At 42.9% G+C, this 16,446-nt stretch carries 10 protein-coding genes and 3 pseudogenes; 1 reads left to right on the top strand and 12 read right to left on the bottom strand.

The features are described 5' to 3' along the window. Positions 1-10: 10 nt before the first annotated feature. The 8 genes from IEZ33_RS20410 to IEZ33_RS20440 form a co-directional block, all read right to left on the bottom strand. A complete protein-coding gene (locus IEZ33_RS20410) occupies positions 11-1,285 on the bottom strand; it encodes a restriction endonuclease subunit S (protein WP_191603756.1) in 1,275 nt (424 codons plus the stop codon). 1 nt (position 1,286) lies between these two features. Then, a complete protein-coding gene (locus tag IEZ33_RS20415; RefSeq protein ID WP_191603757.1) occupies positions 1,287-3,926 on the bottom strand; it encodes a type I restriction-modification system subunit M in 2,640 nt (879 codons plus the stop codon). 96 nt (positions 3,927-4,022) lie between these two features. Beyond that, positions 4,023-5,330 carry an McrC family protein gene (locus IEZ33_RS20420; protein WP_191603758.1) on the bottom strand — a complete coding sequence of 436 codons (1,308 nt, stop codon included), beginning with the start codon at positions 5,328-5,330 and terminating at the stop codon, positions 4,023-4,025. Between the two features lie 3 nt (positions 5,331-5,333). Then, positions 5,334-7,694, bottom strand: a complete 2,361-nt coding sequence (locus IEZ33_RS20800) for an McrB family protein (protein ID WP_240009719.1) — start codon at positions 7,692-7,694, stop codon at positions 5,334-5,336. A 422-nt stretch (positions 7,695-8,116) separates the two neighbouring features. After that, entirely contained in the window at positions 8,117-9,127 is a 1,011-nt protein-coding gene (locus tag IEZ33_RS20430; protein ID WP_191603759.1) for an HNH endonuclease signature motif containing protein, read from the bottom strand. Between the two features lie 7 nt (positions 9,128-9,134). After that, the gene (locus IEZ33_RS20950) at positions 9,135-9,320 is read right to left on the bottom strand and encodes a hypothetical protein (protein ID WP_338040957.1); all 186 of its coding nucleotides are present in this window, start codon (positions 9,318-9,320) and stop codon (positions 9,135-9,137) included. Positions 9,321-9,496: 176 nt separating this feature from the next. Continuing rightward, positions 9,497-9,736 carry a class I SAM-dependent methyltransferase gene (locus IEZ33_RS20955; protein WP_338040958.1) on the bottom strand — a complete coding sequence of 80 codons (240 nt, stop codon included), beginning with the start codon at positions 9,734-9,736 and terminating at the stop codon, positions 9,497-9,499. 51 nt (positions 9,737-9,787) lie between these two features. After that, a complete protein-coding gene (locus IEZ33_RS20440) occupies positions 9,788-10,798 on the bottom strand; it encodes a helix-turn-helix transcriptional regulator (RefSeq protein WP_191603760.1) in 1,011 nt (336 codons plus the stop codon). 151 nt (positions 10,799-10,949) lie between these two features. On the opposite strand from IEZ33_RS20440, the gene IEZ33_RS20445 reads away from it, so the two are divergent. Continuing rightward, positions 10,950-11,384 (top strand): pseudoazurin, encoded by a 435-nt coding sequence (locus IEZ33_RS20445; protein ID WP_240009720.1) that lies wholly within the window; start codon positions 10,950-10,952, stop codon positions 11,382-11,384. A gap of 15 nt (positions 11,385-11,399) precedes the next feature. Here the strand turns inward: IEZ33_RS20445 and IEZ33_RS20450 are convergent. The 4 genes and pseudogenes from IEZ33_RS20450 to IEZ33_RS20465 all read right to left on the bottom strand — a co-directional run. Then, positions 11,400-11,537, bottom strand: a pseudogene (locus IEZ33_RS20450) (acetyl-CoA C-acetyltransferase); the annotation flags it as partial. Between the two features lie 103 nt (positions 11,538-11,640). Then, positions 11,641-13,376, bottom strand: a pseudogene (ggt, locus tag IEZ33_RS20455) (gamma-glutamyltransferase). A 118-nt stretch (positions 13,377-13,494) separates the two neighbouring features. Next, positions 13,495-13,947 carry a MarR family winged helix-turn-helix transcriptional regulator gene (locus IEZ33_RS20460; protein WP_191603761.1) on the bottom strand — a complete coding sequence of 151 codons (453 nt, stop codon included), beginning with the start codon at positions 13,945-13,947 and terminating at the stop codon, positions 13,495-13,497. A gap of 448 nt (positions 13,948-14,395) precedes the next feature. Next, positions 14,396-16,395: pseudogene (locus tag IEZ33_RS20465) on the bottom strand (type I restriction endonuclease subunit R); the annotation flags it as partial. Positions 16,396-16,446: the final 51 nt, after the last annotated feature.

Genomic DNA, 16,446 nt, shown 5'->3' on the forward strand with positions numbered 1-16,446 from the left:
GTGCTCCCTGCTAAACAAACATTTTGCTCAAGCAGGCCTGCTTAATGTTATTGAGTTTAATGATTTGTTGTTGGTGTTGATTGATAAGTTCATCTAGTTTTTGAAAGTACCCACCTATTGCTGCTTGTTCTTCCACCATTTTTGGAAATACTACATAGGTATTCTGTATTGCAGTTTTTGATATTGATAGTACTTTTGTACCTTGCATCAACGATAAAAGCTGATCGTGGAATGAGACTGAGTTCAAATAGTAGCCTAGATATTTTGATGCAAAGGGTAAAATAGGCCTTACTGCAATCGTGTGTAATCCAGAAAAAACCAAAAACTCACCTACATTGAATAATTCTAAACATTTGCCAACAGTATTATCCTCAGCCGCATCAGCAATAACTATGTCGCCATCCTGTAAAGCAGTATGTTTTAGTTTATTAGATACATCATTATTTGTAATAAATGGTATCAGTTCACTCTCAGCATCAAGAGTCTCACCAAACTTAATTAATACGTCTCCATAATGAATATTTTTTGCTATTCCTGATTGGTAGTTTAGTTCTGCCCTAGAAAGAGTATTGTTTGGTACATTGGCAAAGCATGACCTAAAGGACATTTCCACCCACTCTCCACTAAACCCTTTAAAGCGAATTTCGGGGATGGTTTCGCCTTGTTTGGGGAACATGCGTTCCAGCATGGCTTTTTTAATACTGCTGAGCTTGTCATGCTTTTGTTGGTGTTGGTTGATTAGGTTATCGAGTTTTTGGAAGGTGTTGCCGATTTGGGTTTGTTCTTTAGGTTTTGGTAAAGAAACCGCCAACTTTTTAAGTGAGTCAGTGCCAATATTTCTTTGAGATCCTGTATTTATATCTAATTCAATTAGTTCTTTGGCTCTGGTTGTTTGAAAAAAATAGAACAAATATTTGCCATAAGAGGTGTTCTTCGTTTTTAGAATTGCACAAGAATAAGAAATTAAGAATCTAATTTTTGTTTCAACATATCTCACAGACCCAACTGACGCATAACGAGCAAATATTATATCGCCAAATTCAGGTTTTATTTTTTTTGATAATTGCTCGTAATCTTCAATTGATATCAACTTGGCACTTTTAAAATCAAGCCCGTTAATTCCATAGAAGTCACCAGTCATTAGGTAGGGAATACCCGTTGCTTTAGATTCCGGCATTCGATGGTCTATATCTCCAATATCGCAGAGGCGCCCCAAAATTCTCCTTCGCCACTCCCCACTAAACCCATTAAAGCGAATTTCAGGCACATTCTTTTCCATACTCATCTTATGCGCCCTTCAATAAGCTAGTCAGTTCAGCCAAACCTTGCAGATCAAACTCATTGCCCGTAAGTTCGCCCATCATGTCTGCCAGCTCAATCTCCGTACTTTTAATCTCATTCGCCACTTGCGAATAGGTCACCGCGTATTTATCGGCAAGGGCTTGTACTTGGCTGGTGAGCTGAGTAATCACGGCGCTTGGCATGGCGGCAAGCTCTTGGCTTAATGGCGCGATCCATTTTAAGCGCAGTAATTCGTTCACTTGCTCGTCGGTTAAACCTTCGATGGTGGTTTTCGTTTTTAAGTGCAGTGCGATTTGTGCTACTTTGACCGCTTTTTTCAGAGCTTTTTCTTCATCGATGAGTTTATTAGCCTTAATGATTTTTGCTTTATAACTTTCCTCTGGCTCAGGGCTGTCGGCTGAGAACTTAGTTTTGGTCTCTTTTTGCTCTTTTAGGAAAGCTTTCGCCGCCTTGGCGACTTCGGCATTGGCAAAGGCGTCTTTACTTTCTTTTACGGTGTCTTGTTCTTTGTCTTCTTCGCTTAACGATTCGAGTATTTCCTCAAGCGCGCTGGCGATTTCGACAAGGCGGTTTTCTTGTTTTGCCAGAGCCGCTAGGTCATCGCTCAAGTAGGTTTGTTGTACTAAATCAAAGGGCATGATGTGGCCTTTCCAGCCATCCTGTACTTCGGTGTCTTTGCCCTTGATCTTTTTGACCACAATATTTGGGTCAACTAGTTTCGTGGCAGTGAACCCCTCGGTTTGCATCATTTCTAAATCAGCATTGATAACCTGCCATTGGTTATTTAAAAATTGATAGGCTAGGTATTTGTCGATAAGGGCAATGGGCGCTAAGCGTGTGAAAAGCTCGGTGCTTAATTCAGGCTCTTGCTGGTTACGGTTAACGGCTTGCCAGCCTTGAATCAGGCTAGTGTGTAAGTAGCCATCAAAGCTGCTGTTGCCACTAACACCATGACTGCCGCCATCAAACGCCTGGTTGTAGGCAGTGACAAACTCTACCACTTGTGAGTGCTGGGTAATGGTTGCATTAACGTCTCGTTTGGCAATGGCTAATTCACTGTAGGCGGCAGACTTGGCCACAAACAGCCCATCATGCAATTGCGGGAATGCTTGCCAATATTGGTGTAACTGCGCAATTTCGCTATTGGGGATGCCGCCTAGCATAGTGGCGTGTAAATCCCAGCTTTCAGCCGCTGGTGACGAGTCGACATAACGCGGTATGTTTAAGTTGTAGCCGTTGTCGTGCAGGGTTTGTTTGCTGACTACTTGCGAGAATTTTTCGATGCTGTCGCGGTTAATGACCGCATCAACAATGCGCTTGATGTCACTGGCTTGCAGTTTGTTATTTTTGCCTTCTTTAACATAGTGCTTGGAGGCATCCACAATTAGTACATCGGTATTTTGCCTTTTTTGTTTGAGCACCAAAATAACGGTAGGAATACCAGTACCAAAAAAGATATTAGAAGGTAAGCCGATAATGGCATCAATGTGGTTTTGCTCAATCAGTTGCTTGCGAATTTCGCCTTCTTCACCGCCACGGAACAACACGCCATGGGGCAAGACAATGGTCATAATGCCATCGGGTTTTAGATGATAAAGATCATGCAGCAAAAAGGCAAAGTCGGCTTTGGTTTTGGGCGCAAGACCAAAACGCGAATAACGTGGGTCGCTGTCTTTAAAACTTGTGTCCCATGGTTGCGAGTAAGGCGGGTTAGAAACGACCGCATCCACATACAGCGCATGATAAGACCCTTGCGGATCGTTTTCATCAAAGTATGGCCAATCGTCTTCTAATGTGTCACCGTTACGGGTTTTGATATTGCTGGCTTTAATACCGCGCATGATGAGGTTCATACGGGTCAAGTTATAGGTATTGGCTTTCAGCTCTTGGGCATAATAGGTAATGCTGTCTTTGCTTTTGGCGTATTTTTCGACCGCTTCACCAATATTAATCAGTAACGAACCCGAGCCCGACGTTGGGTCGTAAATCTCGATGGTGTCTTTGTGTTTTAATTCGTGGGCGATGATGTGCGACATCAGTACCGAGACTTCATGCGGCGTGTAGAACTCACCGGCTTTTTTACCGGCATTAGCGGCAAATTTTTCAATCAGGTATTCATAGATGTAACCCAGTACGTCATAGCCTTGCTTACCGTTCATTGGGATACTTTTGATTAAATGCAGTAGGTCACTAATGGCTTTTGTGCGCTTACCCGCGCTTTCACCCAGTTTGCTAAGACCCGTTTCGAGTGTGGTGAAAATACCTTCAAACAATTTTTTGTAGGTAGGCGAAATCAAACGGCTAAAGGCGGATAGCGCATCGTGCACGTTAGACTCGTCAAAGTCGTGTTTTGGGTCTACCCAAGTAGAAAACAAATTATCGTAAGCGATGAAATAGCCTAGATTGTCTTGAATGTACTTGACCGTGTCCGCGTCTTCTTCGTTGAGGGCTTTAATGTCTTCAGGTGTCATGCCCTCTTTGGTAACAAACTGTACTAATTGGTCGCTCAGGTACTTGTAAAAAATGAAACCTAATATGTAATCTTTGTATTCGTTAGCTTCGATTTTTGAGCGCATCTGGTTGGCTGATTCCCAGATTTTGGCGGCCAGTTGTTGCTTGTTCATTAGTAAGCCTTCCTAGTGTTACGTTATATGTTTGTTACTGCTTAGCTCGATCATAAATCTTGTATAAATGTATTTTCTCACATGTCGGGCTGTCGGCTAAGCAACAGATCTAAGTATTTTGAAACTTATATTTTGGTGAAGAATCAATCGGTTTTGATTATTTGGGTTAATTTCAAACGGTACTACATAAAGCTTCAAATGTGAGCTGAAATCGAAGCTATGCTCTATTGGACTCGAAAAGCCAGCATGTGCCGGATATATCAATACCAATTCCCCTTCACCATTGAGGTACTTATGGCCATAGGCGAACATCTGGTAGAAGTCACTCTGCGATAAACCAAAATTGTATTCATTGAGATCAAGTCGCTTCCACTTGGTGTCTAAAACACATTGCTGCCCATCATTTAAAGTGAGCAGTAAATCTGGTTTCAGTGTGAAATGCTTACTTTTATCAAATGTCACTAATGACTTCGAAGCGGCTTGCGTTTTTAAGATTGAACCGGGTTGAAGCTGCCTACGCAAGACCATTGCCACGTAACTTTCGAAGACGGACTCCATTGGAAACAGTAACGATGGCGCCTGAGAACGACCACTCATGCTCACTGGCGATAAATTATTTAATATTAACCCAGACCAGGATATCGCTGGCCTATAGTAGCCCATACCTCGATCAAATTTGATTCTGGCAAAATCTAATGCTGGTTGATTGCTACTCGGAATATCGTCAAAGTGGAACAGTAATTCTCGCAATAGCTTTTGATTACGGGCATCCTTGCTGTAACGCTGAACCTGCAGCATGGCTGCTTTGATTACCCTATTCACAGGTATATCGGGTAAATACTCATCGTATTCACAGTAAAAACGCTGTTTTTCAACAAAATTATGCTTTACCTGAAGCCCAATCTTGAGTTTGCCACGCTTGGTCGTCAGATTTTCCTGCTTAGGGACGTAGTCACGTCTGAGCCCTTGTTTAACCACTTGATTCACTGTCTTCAAAAATCGACGAATCAATACTTCAATCAGTGGTAGCTTCAGGACATCTATATCAGCTGTCTCAAGCTCAATGTGTCGAAACTCACGCAAGGATTGCAGCATCATCAATAGAGTTTGTCGCGCATGCGGCACATCATCATGATTACCGGTTTTCGGCAAAATCTCTATTGATTGACCAGAAGGTAGATACAGTAAACCAACGTAATTTTGAGCCTGTAATACTCGGCACTTTCTATGTAACTTAAACTGAAAGGCCTTTCCATACGGAGCGCCACTATCAGGCAATAGACATCGCTGTTCCAAGTATTCAAAATCAGAAGACTTTAATGCAGTTGCGTTGGGTACTTTAAGTTGATCTTCTTCCTTAACTAAGTACCCAAACTCAAGAACTGAAAGCGTTGAAACTTTCATGCTCTATTCTTCCAACTTATTATCGGATTCACTGTGCGATTGCTCTGGTATCGTTGAACTATACATGCAAATGTAAGTCATTGGTTCCCGCCACACGGCTTCCTTACCCCCTCGCAAATGATATTGAATAACGCCTTCATCATAAGGGTCAATATTATGATCTTGACCAAATAGCAAGGATAGGTTGCTAACTGGCTTTTCTAATATGAGCTGAAAACTTTCATTTTTTTGATTATCCCCTAGAACTAGGCGAATTTTGTTCCAATCATCAAAAAAGTATTCTTGCAGTAATGGAATGATCTTATTTTGAAATGCGTGGACCAACTCTTCGAATGCCGCATCATAGTCGCTTTCATCAAGGCATTTCTTCACATTCATAAAGAAAGCATGTCCCAATGTATGCTCACGATCGTACAGCACTTCAATACGCTGATTCAGTGTACCCAATAACTTTGATAAATTTACCCCTTTGACGACCACACTATCAAGAAGCTCTGGCTTTGGCATCATTTCGATAAATTCAAAACGGCGACGTAAAGCCGTATCAATCATTGTTAATGAGCGGTCTGCAGTATTCATTGTACCGATAATATAAAGATTATCTGGTACCGAAAAGCAGTCTCCTGAGTAAGGTAAAGTTAGCTCTAGTGCCTCTAGCTGACCTTTACGCTTAGATAACTCAATGAGAGTAATTAACTCTCCAAATATCTTCGAAATGTTGCCACGATTAATCTCATCAATGACAAGAACAAAGTTCTTTCGCTTTGTTGCTGGCGCTTCATCTGTGCCACCCAATTCTCTCAGAAAGCTTACTAAAGGTCGGTAATAGACACCTAAGCCAGTTGTGTAGGTTCTTGAACCATTAAAAATAGCGCGCAACGTATTGATGCTTAATGTATGGTCTGTTTTTCCGTTGCTCTTTTCAAAAAAGATTCGATTCTCATTGAAATCCACAACGCGAAAAGAGGTTTTTGCCATTGGTATTTCAATAAAGTCTTCATTCGCTAGATGCTCAACAAAAGCTTGCCAGCAGGTTTCAAAGTTATAAGTTTGACCTGCAGGGGATTCCGCCTGATATTGTTCTGCGTCTGAACACATTTGACGAAAAACACCTGGCTCAACTGAATACGTAATAGTGCCATCTTCAGTTTTTGCTTTTAGCCCTTCTACAAATTCCTCATAACCGTAGCTTTGATGGAAAGTCACAAAACGGATACGCCGCTCATTCACTAAGCGATCAAATTCCTGTTTAAGCTCTGCTCTACGTTCCCATTTGAATGTAGGTTCAGCGGCCTTCACGGCAGCTTCAATCGTGTGAAACGTTTTTCCCGTCCCAGGGGGGCCATAAAATATGCTATTCAACGTATCTACCCCTTTTAATTCATTGTCAGAAACTATTTCAACCTCTGAGTTAAAGCTATCTTCTTCAATATAATCGACAGGCCAATAGCCAGCTCTACTAACACTATGCCGTTCTAAAAACCCTTGCAACTCATGCTCGAAATTGTTCAATAAACTGAGGCTAAATTTTTCACCATCAACTTTAATCGACTTCTTTTTATAACTTACTCTTTTAAATAAAAACTGAGGCTCATTATTAGAAGACGACCATCGGCCAATTTTAAATTCGTCCTCAACACTACTGGAAAATATATCTAATTTATTATCAAAAGCCCATTTAGTAAGATAAAATAAATCTTGCTTTCTTGCTGGCGAAAAATCTTCTAGCTCTCTAATGTCCATTTTTCTTATGAACTCTAATATATCTTCCGCACTAGCATCTTTATTTCCATCCCAAACATCAAACCCGTACCTTAAGATACTGACGTCGGCAGGCTTCCTTCTAAGCAATTCAGTATAAATCTTTGAAAAACTAGCGCTATTATCTCTAACTGATCGTCGAAGAACTGTGTCTTTATATATATTTAGAATCTTTGGATAATTTCTATCTTGGTAAATGAATGCAATCTTCCATTTTAATGTTGGTGCCAAATCTATTTCTTCGATGGAACTTAGATCTCCCTTCTTAATAGCATCAATAACACTAATTATATTATTTTTAACGCTTTTAAATGCGGATTTTGAATCAGGTCCATATTTGAGGTTCCATGTGTATATAGGATCATTATAAAAGCCCGCCCTATTATTTAAACTATTGCCATCAGCTCTTTTATAAATCCCAAACTTTTCTGAAGAACCACCTTTTATTGATCCCAAACATCTTGTCTTAGTCTCAAGCCAATAGGTAAATGTTTCCTTATCTCCAGTAGAGACATACTCTTCCAAAGTCATTTTTAAAACCCGACTTTCAGGCCAAGTTTTTAAAAAACTCCTCCAGACTTCTTCCCTTTTTTCAAATTCCATATATAAAAACCTTTTTATAACAGAAACTAAGTCATTGCTTTCAACAAGTTAACGCTTTTTATTTAAGATCAACCTTCACAACTGACTTCAAAACCTTTCTAGTCACTGTTAAAGTAGAGCCCATTGTACCAAGCAGAGACCTTAGCAACGCCAGATTGGAAAATCTTTGAGCTTAAAAAATCGCAATTATACGCTATCTTATAATATCTATAAATATTCAGCATATACTCATTCACAACATAATGTGTCGCACTATATCTTTAATATTTAAAGCGCCCTCGCCCCACCCCTTGCCTGCTGGTGGATGTGCTCACGCTATTTTTTAGTTCATGCACATCAACCGCAGCACCGTAGCCTTAGATCCGTCAGAGTGTTTCTTGACCATCCGGCACCGCCTTAGTCAGTTAAAACCAGCCCATCACTCACGCTAATCTAAACTCGCTCCTGCTTTGCCATAGGTTCGAAGCACTGTTCCTCGCTATCTGATACGCCCAATCCGACACAGACATGGATTTCTCTTTATCGCACTCAACGTAGCTGGCAAGCTTCTCAGAGATCATGTCCGCGTGGTTGGCGAGATTGTTTTCCTCCCATTTGTATTTGTGTTCATAGCTGGCGAGGTAATCTCGTTTACTGTTGTTGCAGGTACGATCCGCCAACACAAAGTTGTGGCCAAGGTCGAACGCGTATTTGGCAAATGGGATAAAGTGATCCACTTCGGCATGTTGGTCGAGCTTTTTACAGCAGTAGAAGCAGGTATTTTTCTGTATCTCTTGAAGGAGAGGCTTGGCATAGGCTAAAGCCTTACGGTCTTGACCAAATAGAAATTCCGGTAAGTTGGCTTGTGCACCTACTAGGTATTGGTTGTGCTTAAAAGAAATGATTTTGTCGATCCAAGCGGCACGTGCGAGGTAGGTGATCAGGTGATAAAACTCGCGAAAATAACCCGCGATGCCAGCATTTAGCTCGATATGGTTCTGGCTTTTATCATGCGGATATAAAAAGCATTCTTCTTTTTTTGCCAAAATCTGCAAGCGCCAGAGTGGGCCACTTTTGAGGGCTGCTTTTGCTACTCTATGCACGGTTTTATAATGTGGGCTTTTGTATAGCTGATTGATGTTATACAACCCTGTTTGCTGGATACTCTGCACCGCAGTGATGATAGCGATTTGCTTTTGTGAATCACTGTTTTGATGCAATTGCATTGTTTGACTAGAACCACCAAATGGTCGGGCCTGATTCCAATACAAACGAAGCATTTTGTCCGCTAAAACATCTAACTGAATAGGGAGTTTACTGTTTCCGGTCACACTGGAGCTTTCCACGCATACATCCGCAATCGCATGTAATAACGCATACTTGTACGTCGCGGTAAAATCACCCTCCACCAACATCCGTTGAATGTAAGCAATAAACTCGATGGCTGTTTTCATCGCCAGACTACTCTTGCTTCTCAACGATTACGTTGAGCCACTGTTCGGATGAACGCCCCTCTCTCTGGTCTCCGGTTACCCACATATCTTTGACATCGAACCCTGCCAAATACTGGTTGATCGTTTGTTCGTTTTGGTCACAAAAAAAGCGCCCTTCTTTGACACGCTCTTCATCACCATACTTGAACGACATATACAAAACCCCATGCTGTTTGAGTGCACGACGTAAGCGTGAAATTACATCCATGAGTTCGACTTTGGGGACATGCAATAAACTCGCACAGCACCAGATGCCATCGAAAACCTTGGATTCATTGAATGTTTGAAAGGTGAGCACGTCGACGTCGATATTCAGATAATTCGATGCGATCAGAGCAAGTTCAGAGCAAGTTCAGAGCTCGCATCAAATGCCGATACTTCATATCCTAATGATTGAAAATATTTCGCATCACGGCCACTGCCACAACCCGCATCGAGGATATGACCTTGTAGCGGGATAAGAGGGAGAAAGCACTGATATAAAGCAGACATATCGACTGACAGTGTATTCTCCGCAAAATCTTCAGCGTACATGTTGTAATACAAGGTCGTGTTAGCCTTCAAATCCATGCTGCACCTTAGTCGAAAGATAATGATAAAACTTAAAATGACGACTATCTCTCACGATATCAGCCCCAACACTTCCCTAGCCTGCTGATGAATATGCTCACGCCATTTTTGTGGTTCCTGCACATCAATCGCTGCACCGTAGCCTTGTATCCACCACAGTGTTTGTTGGTCATCTGGTACGGTAGCAGTCAGTTGAAACCGGCCGTCTTCTTCTGGTTTTAAACTTTGATCTTCGCTTAAAGGCGTTTCGGACAGCAGCCAAGCGATCTCAGCTTTCACGCGCGCTTTAAGTACAACAGGCCCTGGTGATTGTCGATAGCTAAAGCCGCCCTGCTCTATATAGTCGGTCACATCAAATCCTTTAAGTGGTCGGAAGTCTTTATCCGAGCGCTCAACGGTTTGAATGCGGTGTAACGCAAATTGGAGTATGTCGTCGTAGTCTTTCACGGTTGCTAAAAGGTAGCTGACGCTGTGACGAACAACAATGGCTTGCGGATGCAGTGTGTAGCTTTTTAGTTCGTTATGCTTGCGACTTAGGTACGTCACTTCAATGGCGTATTCTTCAAGCGCCGCTTCCGATACTACTTCCCAAATGCCCTCTTTGATTTGTGCGGGGATTAGAGTTTTGCCATTCGGAATGGCTTTGACACGATTGGCCCAACCGGAATAATGATTCGAAGGTAAGGCGTTTAGATACTGCTGCGCCGCTTTAAATTGAGGCGAGATTTGCTGAACAGCGGTTTGAGGCAATAGGTCAGAAAGATATTCGTGGGCTAACACCAAAGTAAGTGCGGTAGGTGTGTCTAATCCCAACTTAGAGTCACTAAAACTGGATAACAGACTCCAACGATGTCCACCGTCGCCCTCCATACCTTCTAAGCATATAAGCGGTAAGTGGGCCGTCATAGCGTTAAGATCACGCTGAACCGTACGTAACGAAACCTTAAAGCCCTTTTCCTCTAATGCCTCATGAATGGTCGAGGTGGCTTTGTAGCCTGGCTCTTTTGGAATGATTTGCAGCATCGTGAGTGTGCGAAATAAGGTGTCGTGCTTAGCACCCATGTTTGTATCCTTACATACTGTCTTCTTGACGAAAACTTTACCATAAACCCAATCAGATAATCGCCTGTTTTATACCGAGCATTGGCACTCTAAACGGCATTCAGTAGCCAATATGCTAAGATGGCATTTTATTTCAACTCTAGGAGCCTTCATGTTACGTCGACTTATTATGGCCTTGGCACTGGTCCCTCTTGCGAGCGTATCCTTTGCAGCGGAGCATATCGTTAAGATGGTCAATCAAAATGATTGGGGGGCGATGGCCTTTGAGCCCAGTTTTTTACACGTCGAGGTAGGTGATACGGTGACGTTTGAGCCAACAGACTATGGACACAATGCGGTCACGATTAATTATATGATCCCAAGAGGGGCGAACCGTTATCGCGGTAAAATCAACAAGCCCATTACGATGGCGATTAATAAGTCAGGATTTTATGGCATTGAGTGCTCACCGCATTTGACCATGGGCATGGTGATGACTATTCAAGCAGGCGACGGTGATATAACAGAGTTTGAGATTCCTAAGACCTTGCCCAAACAAGCTAAGCTGCGTTTCAATGCGATTAAAGACTATGCAATGTCGCGGTAAAGGTTAAAGCATAATTTAATGTGTTTGACTAAGAAGCACCGATACTCCTATGCCACCACCGATGCACAGCGTCGCAAGGCCTTTGTTCAGTTGCTGTCTTTGCATTTCATGAATCAAAGTCACTAATACGCGACAGCCCGAAGCGCCAATCGGTAAGATTTCTTTTTCAACCCGCTGCTCACACGAGCAATTAAAGACAACGAAAGCACAAGAAGTCGCTTTCGTTGTCTAAGCTTTTTAGGACTAGCAAATGGTATTACTCACCCATCGCAGCACCTTCGCGTCGAGGGTCCGCCCCACCAAAAAGCTTACCCTCTTCAATTATAATGCCCTGTAGACCTGAATTAAGATCTCGCAAAGACACTTTGTAGCCCATTTCCTCTAAGTCTTTAGCGAGTAATTCTGCAGAGGTTCCCTGTTCAATATCAAAGGTACCAAAACGGTTTAGCATATTCGGTAACGAGATCGCTTCTTGGATGTCCATGCCCCACTCTAAATGCGCTATCAGTGCTTTGGAGACGTAACCAGTAATGCGACTGCCGCCCGGAGAGCCGACCACTAAGTACGGTTTATCGTCTTTCATTACGATAGTAGGTGCCATGGATGAACGTGGACGCTTACCCGGCTCAAGACGATTGGCAATTGGGTAACCTTGGCTGTAAGAGGCAAATGAAAAGTCCGTTAGTTCATTATTCAGCAGGAACCCATTACTCATCACCCGGGAGCCAAAACCGTTTTCAATGGTCGTGGTAACGGACAAGGCATTGCCCTCTGCGTCAACAATAGAGATGTGGCTGGTGCTCGGGAATTCGATGGACTGATCGTCCGCCAAAGCCACGGCATTTTGCCAGTCGGGCTCGCCTGCAGACACCGTTTCTAAGGCTTTACCAGGGGTGATTAACTTAGCTCGACTGGCAAGATACTGTTCGTCAAGCAAACCCTTTGGCATGGGCACAAAGTCGGTATCCGCGATGTAGCGACCGCGATCAGCAAACGCTAGGCGCGAGGCATCACCGATGATTTGCCAAGCGGTTGGTGATTTAGGCCCCATGGCTGCCAGATCAAAATGCTGCGTAATTCCTAGGATTTGACCCACCGTTAATGCCCCCGAGCTCGGCGGCCCCATGCCACAAATGTCAAATTGCTTGTAAGGTAAACACGTGGCGTCGCGCTCTTTGATTTTATACGTCATAAAATCTTCTAAGGCGAGCACGCCAGGATTGTCCGATGTCGAGCGCACAGCGGTTACGATGTCTTGGGCAATGTCACCCTGATAAAAAGCATCAGCCCCTGACTTGGCAATGCTCGTCAACGTTTTAGCATAGGCTGGATTTTGAAGCAGCGCTCCCTCTTTAAGAGGGGCGCCATTCGAATCTAAGAAATACGCGGCGGTATCAGGAAAGCGCGCCAAAGAATCTCTGGTGTTCGCAATGGCACCAGCAAGCCTAGGCGAGACGTCAAAACCATCTTGTGCCAACGCAATCGCAGGCTCAAACAGAGTTTTCCAAGACAGTTGTCCACCTTGTTCATGCAAGGCTTGCATTAAGGCAACCGTGCCGGGTGTGCCGACTGAGCGTCCGCCAATCACAGCATCATAAAACTTAAACGTCGTACCATCTTGGTGTTGGAATAATTCCGGCGTGGCCGCTTGAGGGGCGGTTTCACGGCCATCAAAAGTCGTTAGCTTTTGAGATTTAGCATCGTAATACACGGCAAAAGCACCGCCACCGAGCCCAGAAGACTGAGGCTCTACCAGCCCTAATACCGCTTGCACTGCGACGTAGGCGTCTAACGCCGATCCGCCTTTTTTCAAGATGGCATAACCCGCTTCTACCGCTTTAGGGTTGGCGGCTGCCACCATGAATTGCTTCGCTTCCACTAACGATTTTGCTGCACATCGCTTGCCACTTCAGGCGCAAACGCATCCGCCGATGCATGTTGAGCGGCTATTAAAGAAACCGATAAAGCCAAAATTTTTAATACAAAACGCATAGATACATTCCTTATATAACGATCGTAATGGCGGGCGTCAGTTATGCCCAAAAGAGCGCAACACGTGTTACTAAACAAGTTTAGGACTACGACGATTGACACTGACTAAAATGATGCCTTAAACAGCGTCATTAAGGCTTCTATCATTCGGATCGAATGCGTTCACAAGAGCAACCTTGCTGTTAAGTTTAAGCAATAAACGAATCAAGGTATCCAGCTCTTCTGGTTCTAAATCGCCCGTCAATAACGCCTCGCGTTTCAGTGCAACCTGTAAAATTTTATCGTGCAAAATTTCACCCTCCTCCGTTAAGCAGATTAACGAAGAACGCCCATCTTTTACATCTTTAATAAACGAGACTGAACCACGCTCGCTCAATAACTTTAATGCTCGGCTCACCGCCGCTTTATCTAAACCAATCACTTGACACATACGGTTAGCCGTTATGTTTTGCTCGACTTTTAATAGCGCCAACAACCGCCACTCAACAACGCCTACATCAAAATTTTTGCGATAACAGGCCGAGGCGCCACTGGAGAGCTTGTTTGCTAAAAAAGTAACAAGAGCAGGCACATACCGTTCTTAGTCTAGCTGATTACTTTTTGTTGGAGTCCGTTTTTTTTACCATTTGGAATTTATCTCTGTCATCAAGTCTATAATGCTACTCACACTCATGATGCATGAAAAGCCTTTCATTACACTTACTATCCTTAGTTTTTATCCAATACCATAACCCCGTAACCATTTGATTTATTGTCATATTTTAAAAAGCATGGAAAAAAGCCATACGAATATGGTTGCTAAGCCACAAAAAATATAAAAAGGCAGCCCTATGTTTGAAAACTTCGAGCTGCACTATTTTACCCGCTCAAAAAACAATACCGCTTTCTTTGATGATTTGAATGACTCCCCCTTCGCTGACAAAGTATTTTTTCATTTTAATGATGAAAACGATGACAAGGACAGCGTAGTAAAACAAGCCTTAAGCCAAGAAGGGGCTCTCAATAAAGACAGTCACCTTTTGTTTATCAATGTACAAATAGGTAGCAGAAGGAGCATCGAACCCCGTTAATAATTTATCTACCACAATCAGCAAACGCATTTGACCAGGCTCTTTGATAAAGCGCTGCTTTACCTCTTTCTCAAACTCTTCAACCAACTTAGCCGCTTCGTCTTCAGACTTTTCAAAATAATCCGCCAGCATTTTACGATAAACATCGTACTTAAACAGCTTCTCGGTTAAGCCTTCGCCAGCCTCTTCCCCTTTAATATCAGATGCCATCGGTTTATAGCTGGTGACAATGGCACACTTATCTTTAAAGTCTGTTTGGCTAAACATTTCATATACCTTGCACGCCTGATACACACTGGCGCGCACCAACATGGCGTTACCACGACCGTCCATAAGACGTGGCTTGGTTTCCATATCCATTAAGATATCATTCACAATTTGTTGTAAACGAGACTTACTGGATAGCACTTTTTGCATCGTGCCCCAACGTTGTTTTAATTGCGTCTTGTTGTAAGGCGTCAACTCGCGTGTTTTTACATCAAACCATTCATCAATTTTTTCTGCGAGGTAATCGTCTGGTCGATGTCGCGCACTTCGTAGCGCAAATCCAATACCACACCATCTTTGACCGCTTCATTAAATTTATAGGTATGAATATAAGGGCCAAACACTTCGAGAGATTTGCGTTTATCTTTTTTAAGCAGCGGTGTACCGGTAAAACCAATAAACATGGGCTCTGGAACTGGCTCTGGGTCATTTTCAGCCACCAAAATAGCTTTCATCGCTTCATGCAAAGCGCCCGATTGAGTACGGTGACACTCATCGACAAAGACAAATAAATTACCTTTAACCGAAAAGTCTTTAGGCAGGTTTTTCTTTAATTCTTCAATATAATCTTGAGTCGCTAAGTCTTCTGATTGTTCGCCCTTACGGCCAAACTTATGCACCAATGAACACATCAACCAAGGGTTAGGCTCGTTCAAGCTAGACAGCAAATGAGCGCCACTTTTACTGCGTTCTATCTCTTCATCAACACCTTTAAAAACCCGCTCAATCTGCTCATCTAACTCGGTGCGGTCAGTAATAATTAAGACACGAGCATCTTTTACATTCTCACGTATCCATTTAGCCAACCACACCATGGTTAAGCTCTTACCTGACCCTTGAGTGTGCCAAATAATACCGCCTTCACGACGAACAATATGTTGCTTAGCCGCCTGAATACCAAAATATTGGTTATGGTGGCAGGTCTTTTTAACGCCACTATCGAAAACAATATAATCGTGAATAATTTCTAAGAAACGAGCTTTATTACACACCTGTGCTAGATGCCGATCAAGTGGGCTGGCACAATCAATTTCGCTGTCTTCCTTCCATTCGAGATAGTATTTTTCTGGGGTTTCAATGGTACCGTAACGTAAACCTTGTGAATCATTACCCGCCATCACCAACTGCATAGTGGTGAAAAAATTACGGATGAAATCTTTTTTCTGGTTATCTAGGTTTTGGCGTACTCCCTCACCAAAGGATACCGACAAGCGCTTTAGCTCAATCACGCCCAAAGCAATACCGTTCACATATAAAACAATGTCGGGACGCTTGGTTTTAGGAGACAGGTTCTCCCCTTTTACCGAAACCTCTTCGGCTATAGCAAAATAGTTCGCTTCAGGGTTTTTCCAATCAATCAACCATACGGTTTGCTTGACTTCACCCGCGCCGGTTTTTTCTTTCACGCCATAACGTAATAAGCGATAAACGGCTTTGTTTACATCATAAAGCTTTTTACCCTCACCCAAGGCAGCAGCCGTATCTAAGCGACGAATCGATTTTTCGACCAACAAAGGCTCAACACCACGCGACAACAACCACTGTCGCAAGTATTCTGGCTCGATGTTTTTATTGCCTTCTCTATCTTGCCAATCGCCAAGATAGTCATAACCCAGTTCTGTCTGAAAAAAACTAACTACTCTGTTCTGGGTGATTCTTTCCCTTTGGCCTACGTTACTCATGGTTTATTCCTTTTTACACATCCAGTATGACGAGACATACTAACTAATTAT

The sequence above is a fragment of the Marinomonas algicola genome (genome assembly GCF_014805825.1).
Lineage (GTDB): Bacteria > Pseudomonadota > Gammaproteobacteria > Pseudomonadales > Marinomonadaceae > Marinomonas > Marinomonas algicola.

Coding starts and splice junctions, on each gene's coding strand:
- IEZ33_RS20430 (WP_191603759.1), bottom strand. CDS start 9,127: ATGAAAACAGCCATCGAGTTTATTGCTTACATTCAACGGATGTTGGTG.
- IEZ33_RS20955 (WP_338040958.1), bottom strand. CDS start 9,736: ATGGATTTGAAGGCTAACACGACCTTGTATTACAACATGTACGCTGAA.
- IEZ33_RS20420 (WP_191603758.1), bottom strand. CDS start 5,330: ATGAAAGTTTCAACGCTTTCAGTTCTTGAGTTTGGGTACTTAGTTAAG.
- IEZ33_RS20445 (WP_240009720.1), top strand. CDS start 10,950: ATGTTACGTCGACTTATTATGGCCTTGGCACTGGTCCCTCTTGCGAGC.
- IEZ33_RS20800 (WP_240009719.1), bottom strand. CDS start 7,694: ATGGAATTTGAAAAAAGGGAAGAAGTCTGGAGGAGTTTTTTAAAAACT.
- IEZ33_RS20415 (WP_191603757.1), bottom strand. CDS start 3,926: ATGAACAAGCAACAACTGGCCGCCAAAATCTGGGAATCAGCCAACCAG.
- IEZ33_RS20440 (WP_191603760.1), bottom strand. CDS start 10,798: ATGGGTGCTAAGCACGACACCTTATTTCGCACACTCACGATGCTGCAA.
- IEZ33_RS20410 (WP_191603756.1), bottom strand. CDS start 1,285: ATGAGTATGGAAAAGAATGTGCCTGAAATTCGCTTTAATGGGTTTAGT.
- IEZ33_RS20950 (WP_338040957.1), bottom strand. CDS start 9,320: ATGTCGTTCAAGTATGGTGATGAAGAGCGTGTCAAAGAAGGGCGCTTT.